Genomic DNA, 19708 nt, shown 5'->3' with positions numbered 1-19708 from the left:
CGATTACAGAAGATGTGCTCTTAAGTCCTCTCCGCTCTTGTCTGAAAGATATGCCGGAGGGATATCAAGGATTGTCTTGCAGCCCTTCTGCCCTTCGTTTGACATACGGAATGCTGCTCTTGCAACAGCCACAAGAACGCTGGTGGTGAACTCAGGGTTTGAATCGAGCTTGAGGCTGTACTCAATGATGTGATTGTGCTCCTTGTCAGCTCCTGTCTTGCCGCTTCTGAATACGAAACCGCCGTGAGCCATTCCGCTGTGGTTCTTTAAAAGCTCCTCTTCGCTGATGAAATGAACTGTTGTGTCATAATCAGCAAAGTAGTTGGGCATTTCCTTGATCTCTTTCTCTACAGCTGCTGCATCTGCGCCTTCTTCAAGAACAACGAAGCACTCTCTTGTGTGTTTCTGTCTTGTTGTAAGCTCAGGGTTCTCGCCGTTTCTTACTGCCTCCAGTGCGCTCTCAACGGGGATAGTGTACTGCTTGGCATTCTTAACACCCTTTACGCGGCGGATCGCATCTGAGTGGCCCTGGGATACGCCCTTGCCCCAGAAAGTGTAATCCTTGCCGTCGGGAAGTATGGCATTTGCATAAACTCTTGCCAGTGAGAACATTCCGGGATCCCATCCGCAGGAGATAACGGCAACCTTGCCGGCTTCCTGTGCGTTCTTGTCAACATTTGCAAAGTGCTCGGGAATCCTTGCGTGGGTGTCAAAGCTGTCAACCACGTTGAAGAGCTTAGCATACTCAGGTGTCTGAGTGGGAAGATCTGTCGCACTGCCTCCGCAGAGGATCATAACATCGATCTTGTCCTTCCAGTCTGCAACATCATTAACTGATACAACAGGTACACCCTGTGTCTTTATGGTAAGTGTGGATGGATCTCTTCTTGTAAATACAGCAACCAGTTCCATGTCAGGAGCCGCATTGACAGCCAGTTCTACGCCACGTCCAAGGTTACCGTAACCAAGTATTCCAATTCTTGTACTCATTACTAATTCCTCCTAAATTACTATTTCCTGCTTTAACGTAATAAATCATGCATGAAAAAATAATAAGACTTCCCGCATAAAAATACAAGGGTAATTTATGACACACATTAGAGTGCATAATCAGAGCATAGAAAAAAGCAAGAGATCGAACAAATATTACGAAAAGTAAGACTTAGGAGGTATGAAAAATGAGTGAAGCCCTTATGAAAGCCGCAATGCTTTATAACGACCCCAGATTTGTATCAGACAGCGAGATCAGGATCATGAACAACAAGAGAAGACGCATGAGAATCGTACGCCGCCAGAGGATGGCACTGGCAGGTATCATCGCTGTTATCATAGCAACCACAGTATTCATCATTATGACTCTTACCTCCGGTGCTGCTTCAAATACATTCACTCCGGAGTACAAGTACTACAGACAGATCACTGTTCACAGCGGCGATACACTGTGGGACATTGCAAATGCCAATATACCTGAAGGTCACTACGCAGACGTAGATTCCTTTATGTCTGAGATTTCCTCCATCAACAACCTTAGGGAAGACGGAAGGATAAATGCCGGAGAGAACCTTATACTCCCTTATTATTCCACAGAATATAAATAAAAAATCGTCAATTCCTTTTTTATTCTGCGTGAAAAAATGATATACTAAAAGAAAAAGGGGGTTCGGTCAATGCTCAACGACTATACCAAAATTCCGGCCAAGCTTAATGCGAATGTTACACTGAAGATCATTCCCGGACATTTTGCAACCAACCATTCTCACATTACCAACTATATGGAAATGGGAACCATGAAGACCCGATGCAGCGAAGCCCATGGAGTTGCTTCCATTCTGGCTATGCACTACACCATTTCCACTCCTGTTGACACTATCCTTTGCTGCGACGGAACTGAGGTAATCGGTACATATCTTGCCGAGGAACTGACAAAGGCCGGTGTCCTTAATTACAATGCTCACAGGACAGTATATGTCCTTTCACCGGAATATTCCCCGGGTGGACAGCTTATCTTCAGAGACAACCTTCAGCTTGCCATCAGAGGCAAACATACTCTGATCCTTATGGGATCACTTACAACCGGTATCTCCCTTGAAGAGATGATGTCCGGTGTGCGCTACTACGGTGCCAATGTCTCAGGCGCCTGCGCTATCTTCAGTGCCGTTAAGGAAGTTTCCGGAATGCCTGTAATCTCGGTATTCTCACCGGATGATCTTCCCGAATACAACTACTACTCACCTGCCGATTGCCCTCTTTGCAAGAAGGGAATCAAGATCGATGCCCTGGTTAACAGCTTCGGCTACAGCGTACTGAAATAAACTTTGATCATCCGCACAACACAAGACGTGCCGCTTTACAACGTAAAGCGGCACGCCTTTTATGTTCACACATTTTCACTTGAGAAATTCACATTTATCTGGCAGCTGCCCAGGTCAGACCATAAAGCTGTTCCATAAGCTTTCTGAGCTCATCCTTCATAAACTTACAGGCTGAAGCCTCATCTACGAAATTCATAACCCCAATCCTGTCTTTCTTATCCTGGAAGAAAACAGCCCAGCCATTCTCGGTCTTATCCATACAGATTCTGTTTCTGTGCGCCCCACCGATCTTATAAAGCTTGGAAGGCACCAGATGCTGCTTAAGATACTTCCGAAGTTCCTTTGTATTCATTTGCACCTCCCGTTTTACATGTAGTTTTGATTACTACATATAATATAGCACAATACTACTTGTATATCAAGAGGCTATGGCAAACAAAACGCAAACAAGAGCAAGAATCACTGTCATTATGGACAGGATTCTCATCCAACGGTAGGTTTCGGGTTCATCACTTGTCCCGATCTTAAGCTGTGCAATTGTAAAGAAAATGACTCCTGCAATAAAAAGAACCGCAGCATATATAGCAAGAAGTTTATTCATAGCGAGAAATCTCCAAATACGCTGGTATTGATATCCGTGCCCTTATTTAGATAGGCGGCCAGAAGGGATCTGGCATTAAGCTCCGAAAGACTGCTGCCCGAACCCGAAGACAGAGAAGATGAAGAACCTTCGGTGGATTCGCTGAAAAGATTGCCCTGAATAAGGTTTCCCGAAAAGTATGCGGATTTAGCCAGTTCCTGAAGAGCCTCCGCACTAAGCTGTCCCTTGAAGGCATCAGCATTTGTATTAGAATCAAGGTTCGATGAAGTGATGGCCTTCACCAGCTCTTTTACCGAATCTGCAGAAGAAGCGCCTGCAGCAGTACCTGCGGTCTCACTGACAGCAGATGTTTCCGCAGCCTTCTCTGCCTGAAAGGTAGTATCCACCCTCATGCGATTCTCCATATTCTGCTGTATAACTGATGGAATATCAGGAAATTCAGGAATCTTGCCGGCAATTTCGGCCTTGATGGCTTCACCCAGGGTATCGCGAAATACTCTGCGGTTCTCCACAGCCTCATTGACCTCTTTAACAGCCTTCCCCGAATCAGAAATCGAATTGAGATATTTATTGACGACCTCAGTAAGACCCGAAATGCTTATAGCCATTTCTTTTCCCCCAAAAATGGAATACTACAACTAGTACCATTACCATTAATTATACACTAGAAAAGCGAAATTATGTATAATCTTATTATGAAGAAATCATATCGAAATCCTATTGGGAGACAGGGTTATGAAGATAAAATTCAGTATGGATAATCTGAGATACAGATTCAGGTATAGCATAAAAGATCTCATAAGATTTGAGTGGGCTGACGATGTCAGGGAACAGAAAACCAGGACCATGATGATCATCCTTATCGGCTTTCTTATCTATACGATCGTCACCTTTATTCCCTGCATACTTCATAAATACTACCATGGTGCCGTGACCAACATCAGCATCGGCATTATCTTCGTTGCCCTCATTATTTACCTGTGGAAATCCAAGAACCACGTGGTTACAACCATTGTTGGTATCTTTGCCTTGACTGCCGTTCTTTTCTTCCACTTTATCATGGAGACAAACTGGGAGATCGGAATGGACGCCTTCTGGCTGTTTATCCTTATCATGCCCTTTATCAATGACTTTATCGCAGGTGCTGTCTATGGCACCATTGCATCCTTCTGGGGTCTGCTTCTTAGTTTTTCTCTGCTGAACACTCCACTTTCAGGATATCTTCAGCCCTACGGCAAGAACATGATGGACTGGTTTACCATAATCTACGCGGTCGTAATGATGGCTGCAGTCATTGCTGAGTACGAGCTCACCGCCTCAGAGCTTGACAGGAAGGCCGCCGACGAAAAAGTAGCTTACTTCCTTCAGGAACGTACCAACAGGCTAAGAGAGCAGCTCTCCATCTATGAGAGCAATGAGCAGACCATAAGAAAGTACAAACACGATATCAGACATTACAACAGAGTTCTGGCCGGCTTTATTCACAACCAGGAATATGAGCAGGCTGCCGCTTACCTTAGTGAATTCGATTCGATGCTTGAAAAGGTCACCGCTGTCTCTTTTTGCGAAAATAACATCGTAAATGAGCTTCTTTCCATCTATGCCTCAAGATGCCAGAAAATGGGCTTTAAACTAAGGGTAAAGGCCATTGTCCCGAATCTTTTCCCGATGGAGGAAATGGACATTACAAGCCTTGTGGCCAATGCTCTTGAAAATGCCGTGGAGGCACAGACCCTTGTGGAGCCCGAAAAGCGCGCCCTTCAGGTGGAGATCATCTACGACGGCAGAAAGCTCAAGCTTATGACCAAGAACCCCTGCGCCATAAACACAAAATTCAATGAGAAAGGGCTGCCCGTAAGCACCCGTATGGTTCAGAGTGGTATCGGTACAGCCCAAATTAAATCTGTTGCTGAAAAGTACGGCGGAGTTGCAAGCTTCACTCAGGAGGGGGATACTTTCCTGGTAAAAGCTGTCATGACCTGCATTTAAGCCTGTGCAGCCATGTGCTCCTTTATCTTTTCTTTTATTCTGTTCTCTACAATTGATGCGATCTCTACAGTCTTAAGTCCCTTGTATTCCTCGTAATCTATCGGCTCAAGGAAATATACGTATGTGGTGGTGGGTCCCTTGTGATCACTGTTGTACACAAGATAGGAATCCACCAGGGCTACGGGAACAATGGGCGCCTTGGCCATCTGCGCCACCTTAAAGCTTCCTGCCTTAAAGGTCTCAACGATATTCCTGTTGTTCTCCTTGTAACCGCCTTCAGGGAAAAGAATGAACTTCCTTCCCTCTCCAACCTCTTTGGCCATCTCCTGGAATATCCTCATGGTCTGACGGAGGTTATCCATCATAAGGCGCTTGCCTTCCACCAGCTCAAGAAACTCGTTAACCAGGATTATATGGGACTTCTTCTCATCCATAACGAAAGTACAGGGCTTGTCATGGCTTGCCAGTATTCCGGGCACATCATATTTGCCTTGATGGTTGGGATACATGATATATCCGCCCTCTTTGGGTAAATTCTCAGTGCCGTAAGCTATGGTCTTATATCCCATGGATCTGTTCATCTTGGAGATCATCTCTCTGGCAGCAGCATACCTCTCTTCCTCACTGTGCCTGTCCCAATGAAGCTTCCACAGCCTGGTCCTTGTCACGTAATAGATTATCCTATGTAAATTGATCAGTATTGTACGATAATAATTATTCATGAGGAGTAGTATACCATAAGGATTCCATCTTCGCCAGATTGCAAAAAATATAGTCACACCTCATTAAAAGCTGCAGCAACCTTGGGAAGAAGCTCCCTGATATTAAGGTGCTGAGGGCATACTCTCTCGCACATACCGCACTTTACGCAATCCGAAGCCTTTCCGTGTCCATCTGACACGGCCTTCTTGTAGTGTTCCTCCGCATTCCAGTTGCTGAAGGCCTCATGGGCATTAAGCGCAGCAAAAAGATCCGGAATAAGGATATCCTTGGGACAGTGATTCTCTTCAATGCAGTATCTGCAGGAAGTACAGGGAATAAGGTTAAGTCCCTTGAAAACAGCAGTTACTCTGCCAACAGCTGCCATCTCAGTTTCTGATAAAGGCTCAAAATCCTTCATGGCACTGATATTGTCGTTCATCTGAGCCATATCGCTCATACCTGAAAGAACTACCGCGATGCTTGGGAAGCTTGCAGCAAAACGAACCGCATAGCTGGCATTACTGCCCCCGTTAAGATCACGAAGGATCTTGTCTGCTTCAGCCGGCAGATTTACCAGGTTTCCGCCCTTTACAGGCTCCATTACCAGCACGGGCTTGCCATGCTTCTCACATACCTCATATACCTTGCGGCTCTGCACTGAAGGATCCTCAAAATCCAGATAGTTAAACTGGATCTGCACCACCTCGATCTCAGGGTGTTCGGTGAGGATCATGTCAAGGACCTCAGCCCTGTCGTGGAAGGATATTCCAAGGTGCCTGATAAGTCCCTCCTGCTTAAACTGGTAAGCTGTCTCATAGGCCTTGCAGCGCTGGAACTTCTTATAATTATCTTTGTTCTGGGCGTGCATCAGATAGAAATCAAAATAGTCCACTCCGCACAGCTCAAGCTGCTTCTCAAGGAAAGGTCTTATATCCTCCTGAGAATTGAAATAAGGATCTGTCAGCTTATTTGTCAAAAGAAATTCCGACCTGTCGTGTCTTTTTGATAAACACTCCCTGATGGCGATCTCCGACTTTCCGTTGATATATCCGTGAGCGGTATCAAAATAGTTAAATCCGGCATCAATAAAGGCATCTGCCATCTTGCTGAACTCACCGTAGTCTACCTCTTCGCCGTTCATGGGCAATCTCATACATCCGAAAGCAAAATTGCCGTTCACTTCCGGAAAAAACTTATTCTGTTCCATTAGCCATAACCTCCTAACCTGTTTCGCCAACACATTATGTCGCGCGCAATATATTTACATGATACTATATCTTACCCCAACTTTACAGCCATCTTTTTTCACCTTTCTCCCCGGTTCCTGTGCTGTAAAAAACAGTGAATCGTAACGGGCTGCAGCTGTGGTATACTTACTAGTGATGTGATATTTTGCAAGGAGTAAAATAATGGCCAATACAGACAAATTCATTCTTATAGACGGCAGTTCCATGCTGGTTACCAATTATTACGGAAATCTCCCCAAAGCCCTGCTTTTTGAAAAAGACCCTGAGAAGAGAATAAAGCTCCAGAGCCAGATCATGCACAATGACAAGGGGCAGTTCACCAACGCCATGTACAGCATGATGAGGGCAATCTTAAAGATCATGGCAGAACAAAAGCCTACCCATATGATGTTCGCCTTTGATACCACAAGAGACACCTTCAGAAGGGAAAAATATCCCGAATACAAGGGAAACAGAGGTGATACTCCCGAGCCTTTGAAGGAGCAGTTCGCCAACATGGAGAACATGCTTGAGGAGATTGGTTTTAAAGTCATGTATGACGACAGATATGAGGCTGACGACATCGTAGGCAGCGTTGTATCAAAATATGAAAAAGAGATACCCTCCTACATCATCACCAAGGATCACGATTATCTTCAGCTTATAAGCGATTATACCAGGGTATGGCTTGTTCAGACCAAGCAGGAGACTGCTGATGAGCTTCAGAATAAATACGGAGCTGAGTTTGGCTGGAACAAGAAGCTTGTGAACATCCCCGACAAGGCCTTCGAGGTGACCCCCTCCACATGTCTTAAGGAATACGGTGTACGCCCGGAGCAGATTCCCGATCTTAAGGGCATCCAGGGCGACTCCAGCGACAACATTCCCGGTGTAAAAGGCGTAAGCAGCGCCGCCATCCCGCTTCTTGCACATTACGGCACCGTAGAGAAGATCTACGAAGCCATCGATGCCTGCGAGGACGAGAAGGCCCGCAAAGCCCTTGCAGCCACCTGGAAAGAAAATCTTGGAATTACCAGAAGCCCCTTAAAGGCAATGATGGAATACAGGGATATGGCCTTTTTGTCAAAAGACCTGGCTATGATCCGAAGGGACTATGAAATCCCTCAAGACCTCGAAGCATTCAAAATAAACTTCAATAAGGAAAAGGCCAAGGAACAGTTCGAAAAATACGGCTTTAAATCTCTCATGGAGAAGCTTTGAAAAAAACGGCATCAGATGCGCTTTGCACCTGATGCCTTTTCATTTGTCTTATCAATCAAATATATCCTCACCGAACCTGACCTTGCAGTGAGCTTTAATGGCCTCGACACACTTCTCAAAGCCGAGCTTGCTGCTGTCAAGGCAAAGGTCGTAGTTCATGGCGTCTGTCCACTTCTGACCTGTATGATGCTCATAGTATACAGCCCTGAACTTGTCCTCCTGAGCCATGAATTTCACCAGCTCATCATGGGGGAGGCTCTTGACCTTGGCTGCCTGCTCCTCAAGGAAATCCTGAGGTGCGTGAACAAAGACACTAAGGACATTGTCATAGTCCTTAAGGACAAAGTCAGCGCAGCGTCCTACAATAACGCAGCTGGTGGTCTCTGCCAGCTTCTTGATCACCTTGGCCTGGTAGTTGAAAAGGTTTACCTCCGAAGTAAACTCCTTGCTCTCAGGTCCTATCAGCTCTCCTCTGTATACGTTTATGGGAGTTCTGAAAAATCCGGTCTTTCTGACCTTCTCGTCGGCATCCAGAAACAGTCCCAGGCTAATCCCGCTCTCCTCAGAGGCAAGATGGATCAGTTCGTGATCGTAGTAGTGAATGCCAAGATCATTGGCCAGCATCTCTCCTACGGTTCGTCCGCCGCTTCCGTACTGACGTGCAATTGTAATAACGATGTTTCTTTTCATTACCTTAACCCTCCAATAAATTGAGAAGTAAGTTATTCTCCAAGATAAGCCTTTCTGATGGCTTCGTCATTTAACAGCTCTTTTGCATCGCCCTCTTTGGAAATGCTTCCGGTTTCAAGAACATAAGCTCTGTTGGCAATGGACAGAGCCTTCTTGGCATTCTGCTCTACCAGAAGTACTGTCACTCCGTCCTTGTTAACATCCTCAATAATGCTGAAGATCTCGTTTACAAAAATAGGTGAAAGACCCATTGAAGGCTCATCCATAAGGATCAGATCCGGATGAGACATAAGGGCTCTTCCCATAGCCAGCATCTGCTGCTCACCGCCGCTCAAGGTTCCGGCCAGCTGGTTCTTCCTCTCCTCAAGTCTTGGGAATCTCTTATAGATATTGGCCAGGGTGGCCTCCATCTCATTCTTGTCGGATCTGGTGTAGGCTCCCATTTTAAGATTCTGAAGCACAGACATCTGCGCAAATACACGTCTTCCCTCGGGAACCTGAGCCATTCCCAGTGAAACGATCTTGTGATTGGGAATCTTTGTAAGCTCCTGTCCCTTGTACTTGATCTCTCCGCTGTAGGCCTTTAAAAGCCCCGACAGAGTATGAAGGGTTGTGGTCTTGCCGGCTCCGTTGGCACCTATCAGCGCCACGATCTCTCCCTTGTCAACGTGAAAAGAGATACCTTTAAGCGCCTGGATAACGCCGTAGTATACACTTAAATCCTTTACTTCAAGGATTGATTCTGCCATAAGTAAATCTCCTATTCTTCGTGTAAAACCTCAGCAAGTGCTCTACTCGAGGGATACTCTACTCGCCAAGATAAGCTGTGATAACCTCCGGGTTAGACAGCACCTCTTTTGTCTCTCCCTGGCACAGTACGCGGCCGAAATTCAGTACCGTGAGCTTCTCACAGATACCTGAAACCAGCTTCATATCATGCTCGATAAGGAGGATAGTCATATCAAATTCCCTGCGGACCAGTGCGATGGTATCCATCAGCTCTTTGGTCTCATTGGGATTCATGCCCGCTGCCGGCTCATCCAGCAAAAGAAGCTTCGGCCCTGTAGCCATGGCTCTTGCAATCTCCAGCTTTCTCTGCTTGCCGTAGGGAAGATTTGCAGCCAGTACGTCCCTTGATCCGTCAAGATCAAAGACCTTTAAAAGACTCATGGCTTCATAATCCATCTCTTTTTCCACTTTCCTGTACTTGCCCACGTGGAGCATTCCCTCAAGGGCACTGTACTTGAACTTCTCCGCAAGTCCAACCTTTACGTTGTCTATAACCGACATATTCCTGAAAAGCCTGATGTTCTGGAAGGTCCTTGCGATTCCCGCATGATTTATCTCGATGGTACTCTTTCGGGTAATGTCATCACCGTCAAGCCTTATGATGCCTTCGTTGGGCTTGTAAACGCCTGTAAGCAGGTTGAACACCGTAGTCTTGCCGGCTCCGTTGGGACCGATAAGGCCGTAGAGCTCGCCCTTTTCAATGGTTATGTTAAAGTTATCAACGGCTCTCAAACCGCCGAAGGAAATGCTTAAGTTATTTACATCAAGAAGTGCCATTTATGCCACCCCCTTTTTCTTGCCTGTGAGAATGCTTATGAGGTTGAGACCTCCAAAAGTCTTCTTACGCCATGCGATAACCTTGGGTGACCAGTTCACGATCATCATGATGATCAGCACAATTGAATAGATCAGCATACGATAGGTATTCAGTCCTCGAAGCATCTCGGGAAGCATATACAGAATGCAGGCTGCAATAACGCTGCCCCTGATATTTCCGATGCCTCCAAGAACCACATAAACCAGGATCATGATGGAAGCATTATATCCGAAGTACTGGGAGGAAGCCGTCAGTGTGGTGATGTTGTGGGAGAAAAGAACTCCCGCTGCTCCGGCGATAGCTGCCGAAATAGTGAAAGCCATCATCTTATATCCGGTCACATTGATGCCGGTTGCTTCAGCTGCTATATAGTTGTCACGGATGGCCATGATGGCACGACCGTCTCTGGAATTCACCAGATTCTGCACGATGAAAAGAGATATCAGAAGAACCACGATACCTATGGTAAAGTTTGCGTTGTGAGGTGTTCCCGTAATACCCATGGCTCCGTTGATGATAATGTCGCCGTCCTTCTCCATGTTAAGGTCCATGGCGCTCTTCATGGTGAAGTGCAGGCCCTTACTGTCGATACCGATGTAGAAAGAGTTGATGACGTTCTTGATGATCTCGCCGAAAGCCAGAGTAACGATGGCAAGGTAATCACCCTTAAGACGAAGTACCGGGATACCGATGAGGAAACCAAACAGAGCCGCAACGGCTATTCCAATGATGAAAGCCATAAGGAATCTTGGCACTGTAGGGATGATCTGTTCCGTTGCCCGGGAAAAGAATGCGCTGGAGAAAGCTCCAAGGCACATAAAGCCGCAGTGTCCGATACTGAGCTCTCCCAGGATACCTACGCACAGGTTAAGTGCAACGGCTATTACCGCATAATAGGTCATGGGCACCAGTAGTCCCTTTAAGTGGCTTGAGAGGTTTCCGGTAAGCATCAGGACCTCAAGGATTATATAGGCGGCAATAACAATGCCGTATGTGATGAAATTGGATTTTTGTGTTTTAGACATAAAATATCTCCTTTATAAGGAAGTTACGCTCTCGCTTTGCTCGCCGTAACAAAGGTCTATGCTAGGCTCGACAGTACCTCGCCAAGCTAGACCTTTTCCTGCACCTTCTTTCCCAGGATTCCTGTTGGCTTAACCAAAAGAACGATTACCAGAATGCCGAAAACAATGGCATCCGAAAGCTGTGATGAAATATAGGTCTTTGACAGGATCTCTACTATTCCCAGAACAAGTCCGCCGATCATGGCGCCCGGAATTGAGCCGATACCTCCAAGTACCGCTGCCACGAAGGCTTTGATACCGGGCATTGCTCCCGTATAAGGTGAAAGGGAAGGATATGCGCTGCAAAGAAGAGCTCCCGCAACGGCTGCCAGGGCAGAACCGATAGCAAAGGTCAGTGCAATGGTCTTATTGACGTCGATTCCCATAAGAGCCGCTGCCGCCTTGTCTTCCGAGGCTGCAAGCATGGCCTGTCCCTGTTTGGTCTTGTTGATAAAGAGCTGAAGCACAATGAGGATAACAACACTCACCAAAATGGTCACGATGGTAACTCCCTGGATCTTGAGCTGTCCTCCCGCAAAGGATACGCCCTCCCAATTGATAACTGAAGTGAATGATTTGATATCTGCGCCGTAGATAAGAAGTGCTATATTCTCAAGAAGATAGCTGACGCCGATGGCTGTAATAAGCACCGCCAGAGGTGAAGCTGCACCTCTTAAAGGCCTGTATGCCACAAACTCCGTTGTGACACCAAGAAGTGTACAAAGAATAATGGCGACTATTATTCCAACCACTGAATTGCCGGAAAGTGCGGCACTGACGGAAAAGATAATATAGCAGCCCACCATGATAAAATCTCCGTGAGCAAAGTTAAGCATCTTAGCAATTCCGTAAACCATAGTGTATCCCAGCGCTATAATCGCGTAGATACTCCCCAGGCTTAGTCCATTAATGAGATAGGTCAAAAAACTCATCTCGCACCTCCACAATTTCTTTTCACCAAAATATTCTACCACAATATAGAGAACAAGGGATGCCTTTGACAGCATCCCTTGCTGATTTACTTTATAAATTTACTTAGTCCAAGGTAGTTCTGCTCTCGAACTTCGTTCGATCCAGAACGAGGTTCGAACCAGACTCGAAACTACCTCGTCAGGTTCTCTCACTCTGCTGATACGTAAACACCGTTCTGGATTACAACAGCCTTGGGCTCCTTGTTAGGCTCACCTGATGCTGACCAGGTCATCTTGGAAGATGTAAGTCCTGAAGCCTCGATCTGTACCATAGCGCCCTTAACTGCATCGCAGATCTCGGATACGCTGCTTGCAGGTGTAACGCCGGCCTTCTCGATAGCTGCCTTAATGATGTAAACAGCATCGTAAGCATCAGCTGCGAACTGGTTGGGTGTCTCGCCGTATTTCTCGTTGTACTTCTTAACGAAGTTAACAGTAAGCTCATCTGTAGCATCAGCTGCGAAAGGTGTAAGAAGCATAAGTCCCTCTGCAAGTGATGTATCAAAGTTCTCAACAGTAAGGATACCGTCCATACCGTCTACACCGAAGAATGTAGGTGCATAGCCCATTGTGTTGGCCTGTGTAAGGATCAGTGAAGCATCTGAGTAGTAGATAGGAAGGAATACCAGGTCAGCGCCTGCATCCTTAGCCTTCTGAAGCTGAACAGAGAAATCTGTGTTGTTATCCTGTGTGTAAGCCTCAGCTGAAACTACTTCGTAGTTCTTGCCCTCTGACTCCTCAACAAACTTCTGGTAGATACCTGAAGAATAAACGTCTGAGTTGTCATAGATGATACCAACCTTTGTAGCAAGGTTGTGATCGTTTATGTACTGAGCGGAAGCAATACCCTGGTTGGGATCTGAGAAACATACACGGAATACGTTGTCATACTTAACGCACTCCTCAGCAGATCCTGAAGGTGTAAGCTGGAACATATTGTCGTTCTTGGTGTTCTCTGAAACTGCGATTGAGCAGGCAGATGTGGTTGATCCTACAAGGAGCTGCATTCCCCAGTCCTTAAGTGTGTTGTAAGCGTTAACTGACTTCTCTGCATTGAGCTCGTCGTCTTCTGTCTTGTACTCAATCTTGTATCCATTGATACCGCCTGCCTCGTTGATCTCATCAACAGCAATCTGTGCGCCGTTAACAACTGCATTACCGTAAGCAGCAGCTCCGCCTGTAAGGGGACCAATAGCTCCGATCTTGAATGTATCTGAACCTCCCTGCTGTGATGCGCCGCAACCGGCAAGCATTGAAACAGCTAAAGCAGAAGCCATAACAACGCTGAAGATTTTGCCCGTCTTCTTCATAATTATTTCCCTCCTCACAAAATGTATATTTGTATACAATTTTTATTTATTATCTTACGTTAAAGTATTACATTGAAAAAGTCAAGAGAGAGTACGTATTTTTATTTGATTGCATTAATGTTTTATGCTTGTTAAAATTGTTCTATAGGGGGAAATGCATATGCTTCATTTATCATATGTGGGGATAGCCTTTTCGCTGGTATTTTACATCGTGTTCGGTGTAGCAGTGAGGTTCATGGAACTGCCTCCAAAGGCCAGGAACAAGGCGAGGCTGATCATCCTGATTACTTCCGTGATGACATTTTCGATATCTACCCTGTGCGCCGGAATTTTCAATCTTCATTCCGGGGCTTACATGTATGGCGCAATTTTCCTTGTTTTATCCCTGATCGCACTGATCTTTGTGCTTGCAATCCTCTTTGAACTCCACCAGATCAACACCAGAGTCAAGATGAGAAGGTTCATGGTGCTGTTTGATATTGTGGACCGCTATATAAACGAGGGCAAGTCCAGAGAAGAGATCATGTCCTACCTTACAGGTATCCAGAAGCTGACCCACAAGGAAGCCGCAGATTTCCTTGAATTCATTTCGGATCCCACCAATCACCAGTTTTTGGTCGACGTCAATGAGAAGATTCAGGAAGCCAAGGTTATGCAGAAGGCTTCTACGGATTACTTCAGATAAATAAATATGTACAAGCAAAGCGGGAGCTCATCGGACACCGATGAACTCCCGCTTTTTATCTGCCACCTACCTATTCGATTGTTATCACCCAAACAGATCTATGGTATTTCCTGCCATAGCATAGGACATTGCCTGAGTGTCCTGACTGTAGCCTGTGGTCATTCCCTGGAACTTGGCTGCCACGTCGTTATACATACGATTGGCTTCCTGGGACTTTCTTACCACATTGGCTGAAAGCTTTAACGGATCGCTCTCTTCATCTGAGGGTGTCAGTGCCTGTGCGTTGGGGTACCTCACGGGAGGTACGTTCATCACCGCACCGCTCATGCCGGTCTCGATGAAGGAATCCGACACATCCGACTCATTTTTTAAGTTGTAGTTGAGCGGCTGTATAAAGCTCATGCCGTAGGGACTGCCTACAGCGCCGATTGATAAACTCATATTTTTTCCTCTTATCGCAAGAAAGGTTAACATAGTTTCCCTGCACAGATAATCATACCTTCCACCGTCCTCAGGTTCAATTATGCGCTTGGGAATAATATCTAAAAAGATTATGTAATATCATAAAATTTTGTTAAATTTTATGATATTATATTTAAGAGGGGTTATTACTTAAGCCTTCGGAAATTCAGTAACTTTTGTAGCAGAGAAAGGAGCACCTGATTATGTCTAACCAGCTGCAATATTCTCCCTTCAAACCAAACTTGAAGACAGCCGAAGTATTTGCGTGGGGAGATCCGGAGTATAATCTTTTTGACCAGCTTAACGATAAGTACGAGGAGAAGCACCCTGAGTTCAGGGAGCTCTCAAGCTATGAGAAAATGGTCATTAAACAGCAGATCCATCATGAGGCCATCGGGCTGACACCGCTCAACCTGATAACCGACCTTGTTTCCGATCCGCAGTTTGATGAATTCCGGGCCATAGAAAACCTGTAATAACAACAAATAAAGTCGTCTTTCCTTCGCGGGAAAGGCGACTTTTATTTTTTGCTTTTTTCTTTTTATCTGGTCTCTCTGTTTACGTATTTGTTATGGAACTTGGAATACATGATCTTCTGGCTGCTGTAGAGCCCCGTATATCCCGAGAAGGTGTAACTTAAGGCGATTGCCAGAAGGTAATAGGGCATTCCCTTAAATCCAAAGAGCTCAAAGCATATGAACAGCGATGATATCGGGCAGTTGGTAACTCCGCAGAAAAGAGCTCCCATTCCGATTGCGGCACAAAGAGCCGGATCGAAGCCTCCGATCTGAGAATAGAGGCACCCGAAAGTGGCACCGATATACAGAGCCGGAACGATCTCACCGCCCTTATATCCCGCGCCAAGGGTCAGCGCAGTAAAGACTATCTTAAGAAGGAAGGCGTAATAAGGCGCCTCCCCCCTTATGGCCATCTCGATAACGTTCATGCCGGCACCGTTGTAATATCTTGTCCCCGACAAAAACGTCAGTCCCGCAACGATGCATCCGCCCACAAATATACGAAGGTACGGATTGGCAAAGAACTTTCTGTAGGCCTTTCCTGTCACTTTTAAGACGCTGCAGAATATAACGCTTAAGATTGCGCATAGGATTCCCAAAAGCCCCGTAAAAAACGCCTGATAAAGGGTAAATTCAGGGACAACGTTCACTGCGAAGGTCTCTCCCGCAGCTCCGAAGAAAGAACTTACTCCCTGGGCTATAAGAGCCGATATAACACAGGGCACAAGGGCTGAATAGTACATTACTCCCACATTCTCAATTTCCATAGCCATAAATGCGGCTGTCATGGGAGTTCCGAAAAGTGCCGAGAAAGCGGCGCTCATGCCGCACATGGTGATGATCTTTACATTTCCTTCCTTCAGCTTAAAGAGCTTGCCTAAATTATATCCGATACTGCCGCCCATCTGTAGTGCCGCGCTCTCACGTCCCGTGGATCCGCCGAAAAGATGGGTCAGAGTGGTAGAGATAAAAATAAGGGGAGCCTTAAACCAGGGAAGATTATCCCCTTCCTGGATAGACTTAATGACAAGATTCGTGCCCTTGTCCTCGTAGTCCTTGCACAGCCTGTACAGGAATACTATCAAAAGACCTGCCAAGGGAAGCCCAAGTATTATGTAATCATGTTCGGTTCTGAATCTGGTCGCCCAGCCTATGGAAAGAGAAAAGGCAGCTCCGATTGCTCCCACCACCATTCCGGTGATGGATCCCAATATGAGCCACCTGACCAGTACTCTTATCCTGCCTTTGATATCCATATCAGACAGCTGTTCCTTAAGATGTTCAAAGATGTTTTCTTCCATGTTGAGTCTCTTTTGCCTCGATCAAAGATTTATTATCTGCTGCCGCTGCTCCATGAGCTTTGCGTAAGCCTGTGTATAGTCCATGGCATCCTTCTTGCGAAGATGCTCTGTCACCTCACATAGTGTATCATAAAGAGGCGTGAGTGCAAGATTTCCGATGACTCCCTTCAGGGCATGGGCCATTTCGAAGGCTTCGTCCATGTTATTGTCCTTAAGGACCTGGCCCAGGTTCTCAAAGCGATCGTCGGCCAGCCCAAGCTCTATCATCTCCAGATAAAAATCCTCCATACCCATGCATCTTTGCAATCCGTCATCAACGTCCGCGCCGTATGATCTAAGAGAGTCTAAAGTCATGCTGTCTCCTTTCACCTAGCTGCCATTCTGCTCTTCTCTATAAGATGTCCGAACTCCGTAGCAGAAACCGGCTTGGAAAAATAATAGCCCTGAATGATATCGCACCCTGCCTTTTTAAGGAGAAGATACTGACTGGCTGACTCAACTCCTTCGGCAATAACCGGAACCCCCAGGAATCTGGCAATTTCCAGAACAAACTCCACCATGCTCATTTCCTTGTTGTTCTCGGCAATATCAGTGATAAAAGCCATGTCAAGCTTCAGCGCATCAATGGGCAGGGAGGTGAGCATATTCAGTGAGGAGTACCCTTTTCCGAAATCGTCCATCTCCACCATAAAGCCTTCGTTTCTAAGCCCCTCAACAACGCCCTTTATCTGGGTCACGCTGTCGGTATAAGCCGTCTCTGTTATCTCAAGATGCAGTTCACTTGCGCTGATGTTGTTTTCGGCAATGATCTGTTTAAGATAATCCACAAGGTCCGGGTCATAGATATCCACCCTTGAGACATTTACCGAAATGGGCACTGCCGTACCGTACAGATCCTTCCAGCGCTTAAGCTGTTTTTGCCGCCTCGCGCCACACATATCTGTCCAGCTTCCTTTATACGTCCGTTCTCCTCAAACAGCGGCATGAAAGAATCCGGTCTTACAAATCCGAACTCGGGATGCTTCCACCTGATAAGAACCTCTGCGCTGCAGAGCCTTGGTGTGTCTGTGGTTATATCGTACTTTGGCTGGAAGACCACCATGAACTGGTGCTCCTCAAGCGCCTTGTCCATATCTCCGAGAAGCCTGGCCTCATACAGCTCTTTTTCATGCATCTGATTGTCATAAACTGCGATATGAGGTGAATGGATATTCTTGGAAATGGTATTGCTCGCAGCCAGTAGCCCTGTCAAAAGCGCTGCTCAAGATTTGCCGAGCGGTAAAGATCCGGATTACACACCGATCCTTATCCTGGCATCCAGGGGCGATAAAATATCCGATATTCTCTGTACAAGCATGTCTTTAAGGAGGCTGTAATCCTCCTGATGCTCAATATACATGTAAAAACAGTCAGCATTGTATCGACAGGCAACGCCTCCGCAGGATCTGGCAACTTCCCTTGCGGTCATGGCAATCACCCTAATGAGGTTATCACCCATTGTCCGTCCGTAGAGCTCGGTTTACAAGATGAAACTTGCAGAAATTAAGGACAACTGCGTCCACCTGCTGATCGGGATGGAACTTGTCGTACTCTCTTGCATACTGGAAAAAAGAACTCCTTGGTCATAAGCCCCGTTAAGGAGTCAACACCGGGTCTCCACGATAATATTTCTGTCTATGGAAAGTTCGATGGCTCTTTTTTACCCTGGGCTTTTATGACCTCGGGGAGAATCGTAGGGTTTCCCAAAGAAATCCACTGCGCCTCTTCGAAGGCTCTCTACCTCCTCGGTCTTCGCAGCGGTGATCACGATGACGGGGGATATTCTTAAGGGAGTTCGTCATCCCTCATGCCGTCCGAGAACGAAAATACCCGTTTCCGTCATGCATATAAAGATCCAGGGCACCAAAGAACAGGAAATCCTTTCTGCCTCCTTTATTATGGTCAATGCCCTCCGCTCCGCCCTGAGCGAAAAACTATATCATATTCTTCCTTTGAGGATATTGCCAAGGATACGCAGATTAACGGGCTCATCATCTACAATGAGGGACCGTCCGCCTGAAGTCCTTCTCGTATTTCGCGCCAATATCAAGTCTTGTATTGCCATCAAAAGTCATCGCATCATCCTTAATTAAATCATTCTGCGGTTCCAGCAATCTGTCCATTAATTATAACGCACCCTAGCGAAAAATGGCTTTTTTATGGCTTAATTTTCGTAAATATTTAGATTTACCGGCAAAACAAAAGGCGCCCAAGACGGGCGCCTTAAAGGCCTAAAGGCTATATTGTCAATTTGTTAATTTGTCACTGTAGCAAGAGCAGGTACTCTGATAAATGCTACAGGTCCGTGTCCTGTCATGTTAACCACTACGTGGTCCTTACGGATCTCAGCTACCGGAAGCTGTACCCAGCCCTTCTTCTGCTGCTGATAAAACCGCAATGTTATCTCCGGCTACAACGCCGCTGCAATAGAAGTTGCACTTTGCTGATGTGAATGCAACACCGGGAGAACTTGTCTGCACACAGTTGATAAGCACACCGCCAAGGCTTTCCTGCCAGCTGGTTTGCCGATGAAATTATACCGCTGTTGGGTACGGTAAGAACAAAGGTCACATTGCTCTTGTTTCCGTTGATCTCAACGTGTCCGCCCTGGGCAACTGTATTTCCGTAGTATGCTACAGCATTATTTCTCTTAAGTATGGCGCTTCTGGGCTCTGAAGGAGAAGGCGTTCCCGTTCCGCGTCCGCCGCCACCGCCGCCTTTGTTCATGGCTGCCTGAACAGCCTTGGTGAGGTTCTTGATCTCTCCGGTGAGCTGATCGATCTCATTCTGGAGCTTCTCGATGTCCTCGGCAGTAACACTGCGTGAGCCCTCCAGTTCCTGTTCAGCGGCATATGCGCTTATAGATGTTGAAACCATGATTACAGATGCAAGTACCAGAGCTAGAATCTTTTTCATTTTTTGCGCCTCCATACTCTTTATTATTTGTAATTATTCGTCTTCCGGGTCTGAATAATCAATGTACCTGTCAATCTCCCCGCGAACATCTCCCA

At 46.3% G+C, this 19708-nt stretch carries 26 protein-coding genes; 6 read left to right on the top strand and 20 right to left on the bottom strand.

Translation table 11 applies throughout. The features are described 5' to 3' along the window. Positions 1 to 3: 3 nt before the first annotated feature. Positions 4 to 990: a diaminopimelate dehydrogenase gene (locus T456_RS0103895; RefSeq protein ID WP_024865002.1), complete on the bottom strand. Its 987-nt coding sequence runs from the start codon at positions 988 to 990 to the stop codon at positions 4 to 6. Between the two features lie 188 nt (positions 991 to 1178). On the opposite strand from T456_RS0103895, the gene T456_RS21030 reads away from it, so the two are divergent. Together T456_RS21030 and T456_RS0103885 are read left to right on the top strand one after the other, a co-directional pair. Next, positions 1179 to 1598 (top strand): LysM peptidoglycan-binding domain-containing protein, encoded by a 420-nt coding sequence (locus tag T456_RS21030; protein ID WP_024865001.1) that lies wholly within the window; start codon positions 1179 to 1181, stop codon positions 1596 to 1598. A 69-nt stretch (positions 1599 to 1667) separates the two neighbouring features. Continuing rightward, positions 1668 to 2312 (top strand): orotate phosphoribosyltransferase, encoded by a 645-nt coding sequence (locus T456_RS0103885; RefSeq protein ID WP_024865000.1) that lies wholly within the window; start codon positions 1668 to 1670, stop codon positions 2310 to 2312. Between the two features lie 94 nt (positions 2313 to 2406). Here T456_RS0103885 and T456_RS0103880 read toward each other — a convergent pair whose 3' ends face one another. The 3 genes from T456_RS0103880 to T456_RS0103870 all read right to left on the bottom strand — a co-directional run bounded on the left by T456_RS0103880 (position 2407) and on the right by T456_RS0103870 (position 3521). Beyond that, positions 2407 to 2664, bottom strand: a complete 258-nt coding sequence (locus T456_RS0103880; RefSeq protein WP_024864999.1) for a hypothetical protein — start codon at positions 2662 to 2664, stop codon at positions 2407 to 2409. A 66-nt stretch (positions 2665 to 2730) separates the two neighbouring features. Further along, positions 2731 to 2913: a hypothetical protein gene (locus tag T456_RS0103875; protein ID WP_024864998.1), complete on the bottom strand. Its 183-nt coding sequence runs from the start codon at positions 2911 to 2913 to the stop codon at positions 2731 to 2733. Then, positions 2910 to 3521: a hypothetical protein gene (locus tag T456_RS0103870; protein ID WP_024864997.1), complete on the bottom strand. Its 612-nt coding sequence runs from the start codon at positions 3519 to 3521 to the stop codon at positions 2910 to 2912. The genes T456_RS0103875 and T456_RS0103870 overlap by 4 nt, the downstream gene beginning before the upstream one ends. A gap of 127 nt (positions 3522 to 3648) precedes the next feature. On the opposite strand from T456_RS0103870, the gene T456_RS0103865 reads away from it, so the two are divergent. Next, positions 3649 to 4902 (top strand): sensor histidine kinase, encoded by a 1254-nt coding sequence (locus T456_RS0103865; protein WP_024864996.1) that lies wholly within the window; start codon positions 3649 to 3651, stop codon positions 4900 to 4902. Here the strand turns inward: T456_RS0103865 and T456_RS0103860 are convergent. Both T456_RS0103860 and T456_RS0103855 read right to left on the bottom strand, forming a co-directional pair. After that, positions 4899 to 5570 carry a lysophospholipid acyltransferase family protein gene (locus T456_RS0103860; protein ID WP_242835863.1) on the bottom strand — a complete coding sequence of 224 codons (672 nt, stop codon included), beginning with the start codon at positions 5568 to 5570 and terminating at the stop codon, positions 4899 to 4901. The genes T456_RS0103865 and T456_RS0103860 overlap by 4 nt on opposite strands. 107 nt (positions 5571 to 5677) lie before the next feature. After that, complete coding sequence (locus tag T456_RS0103855; protein ID WP_024864994.1) at positions 5678 to 6811, bottom strand: aldo/keto reductase; 1134 nt, start codon at positions 6809 to 6811, stop codon at positions 5678 to 5680. 202 nt (positions 6812 to 7013) lie between these two features. Here T456_RS0103855 and T456_RS0103850 point away from each other — a divergent pair, with 202 nt between their 5' ends. Further along, positions 7014 to 8051 carry a 5'-3' exonuclease gene (locus T456_RS0103850; RefSeq protein ID WP_035801177.1) on the top strand — a complete coding sequence of 346 codons (1038 nt, stop codon included), beginning with the start codon at positions 7014 to 7016 and terminating at the stop codon, positions 8049 to 8051. 51 nt (positions 8052 to 8102) lie between these two features. Here the strand turns inward: T456_RS0103850 and T456_RS0103845 are convergent, their stop codons facing one another. The 6 genes from T456_RS0103845 to T456_RS0103820 all read right to left on the bottom strand — a co-directional run bounded on the left by T456_RS0103845 (position 8103) and on the right by T456_RS0103820 (position 13692). Further along, a complete protein-coding gene (locus tag T456_RS0103845; RefSeq protein ID WP_024864992.1) occupies positions 8103 to 8741 on the bottom strand; it encodes a cytidylate kinase-like family protein in 639 nt (212 codons plus the stop codon). Positions 8742 to 8773: 32 nt separating this feature from the next. Next, positions 8774 to 9490 (bottom strand): ABC transporter ATP-binding protein, encoded by a 717-nt coding sequence (locus T456_RS0103840; protein WP_024864991.1) that lies wholly within the window; start codon positions 9488 to 9490, stop codon positions 8774 to 8776. A 58-nt stretch (positions 9491 to 9548) separates the two neighbouring features. Then, a complete protein-coding gene (locus T456_RS0103835) occupies positions 9549 to 10307 on the bottom strand; it encodes an ABC transporter ATP-binding protein (protein ID WP_024864990.1) in 759 nt (252 codons plus the stop codon). Then, on the bottom strand, positions 10308 to 11372 hold the full coding sequence (locus tag T456_RS0103830; RefSeq protein WP_024864989.1) for a branched-chain amino acid ABC transporter permease: 1065 nt from the start codon (positions 11370 to 11372) through the stop codon (positions 10308 to 10310). An 86-nt stretch (positions 11373 to 11458) separates the two neighbouring features. Then, the gene (locus tag T456_RS0103825; RefSeq protein WP_024864988.1) at positions 11459 to 12343 is read right to left on the bottom strand and encodes a branched-chain amino acid ABC transporter permease; all 885 of its coding nucleotides are present in this window, start codon (positions 12341 to 12343) and stop codon (positions 11459 to 11461) included. Between the two features lie 188 nt (positions 12344 to 12531). Next, the gene (locus T456_RS0103820) at positions 12532 to 13692 is read right to left on the bottom strand and encodes an ABC transporter substrate-binding protein (RefSeq protein WP_024864987.1); all 1161 of its coding nucleotides are present in this window, start codon (positions 13690 to 13692) and stop codon (positions 12532 to 12534) included. A 160-nt stretch (positions 13693 to 13852) separates the two neighbouring features. Between T456_RS0103820 and T456_RS0103815 the strand changes: the two genes are divergently transcribed. Further along, a complete protein-coding gene (locus T456_RS0103815) occupies positions 13853 to 14377 on the top strand; it encodes a hypothetical protein (RefSeq protein WP_024864986.1) in 525 nt (174 codons plus the stop codon). An 84-nt stretch (positions 14378 to 14461) separates the two neighbouring features. On the opposite strand, the gene T456_RS0103810 is transcribed toward T456_RS0103815, so the two are convergent. Beyond that, entirely contained in the window at positions 14462 to 14818 is a 357-nt protein-coding gene (locus T456_RS0103810) for a hypothetical protein (protein ID WP_024864985.1), read from the bottom strand. A 224-nt stretch (positions 14819 to 15042) separates the two neighbouring features. Here T456_RS0103810 and T456_RS0103805 point away from each other — a divergent pair, with 224 nt between their 5' ends. Then, positions 15043 to 15315: a hypothetical protein gene (locus T456_RS0103805; protein ID WP_024864984.1), complete on the top strand. Its 273-nt coding sequence runs from the start codon at positions 15043 to 15045 to the stop codon at positions 15313 to 15315. A gap of 65 nt (positions 15316 to 15380) precedes the next feature. Here the strand turns inward: T456_RS0103805 and T456_RS0103800 are convergent, their stop codons facing one another. The 7 genes from T456_RS0103800 to T456_RS0103770 form a co-directional block, all read right to left on the bottom strand. Continuing rightward, positions 15381 to 16658: a chloride channel protein gene (locus T456_RS0103800; RefSeq protein WP_024864983.1), complete on the bottom strand. Its 1278-nt coding sequence runs from the start codon at positions 16656 to 16658 to the stop codon at positions 15381 to 15383. A 21-nt stretch (positions 16659 to 16679) separates the two neighbouring features. Then, positions 16680 to 17012 (bottom strand): Hpt domain-containing protein, encoded by a 333-nt coding sequence (locus T456_RS0103795; protein WP_024864982.1) that lies wholly within the window; start codon positions 17010 to 17012, stop codon positions 16680 to 16682. 11 nt (positions 17013 to 17023) lie between these two features. After that, positions 17024 to 17596 (bottom strand): EAL domain-containing protein, encoded by a 573-nt coding sequence (locus T456_RS0103790; protein ID WP_081748980.1) that lies wholly within the window; start codon positions 17594 to 17596, stop codon positions 17024 to 17026. Next, a complete protein-coding gene (locus T456_RS0103785) occupies positions 17521 to 17910 on the bottom strand; it encodes an EAL domain-containing protein (RefSeq protein WP_024864980.1) in 390 nt (129 codons plus the stop codon). The genes T456_RS0103790 and T456_RS0103785 overlap by 76 nt, the downstream gene beginning before the upstream one ends. A gap of 39 nt (positions 17911 to 17949) precedes the next feature. Beyond that, entirely contained in the window at positions 17950 to 18156 is a 207-nt protein-coding gene (locus T456_RS22315) for a hypothetical protein (protein ID WP_155838015.1), read from the bottom strand. 795 nt (positions 18157 to 18951) lie between these two features. After that, complete coding sequence (locus T456_RS22310) at positions 18952 to 19095, bottom strand: hypothetical protein (RefSeq protein ID WP_155838014.1); 144 nt, start codon at positions 19093 to 19095, stop codon at positions 18952 to 18954. Between the two features lie 2 nt (positions 19096 to 19097). Then, entirely contained in the window at positions 19098 to 19613 is a 516-nt protein-coding gene (locus T456_RS0103770; protein ID WP_024864979.1) for a hypothetical protein, read from the bottom strand. Positions 19614 to 19708 lie beyond the last annotated feature (95 nt).

Origin of the sequence: Butyrivibrio sp. FCS014, from assembly GCF_000526935.1 — a bacterium.
Classification (GTDB): Bacteria; Bacillota; Clostridia; order Lachnospirales; family Lachnospiraceae; genus Butyrivibrio.
The sequence above is the reverse complement of the archived record's forward strand: the minus strand, read 5'-3'. Positions and strand labels throughout refer to the sequence as shown.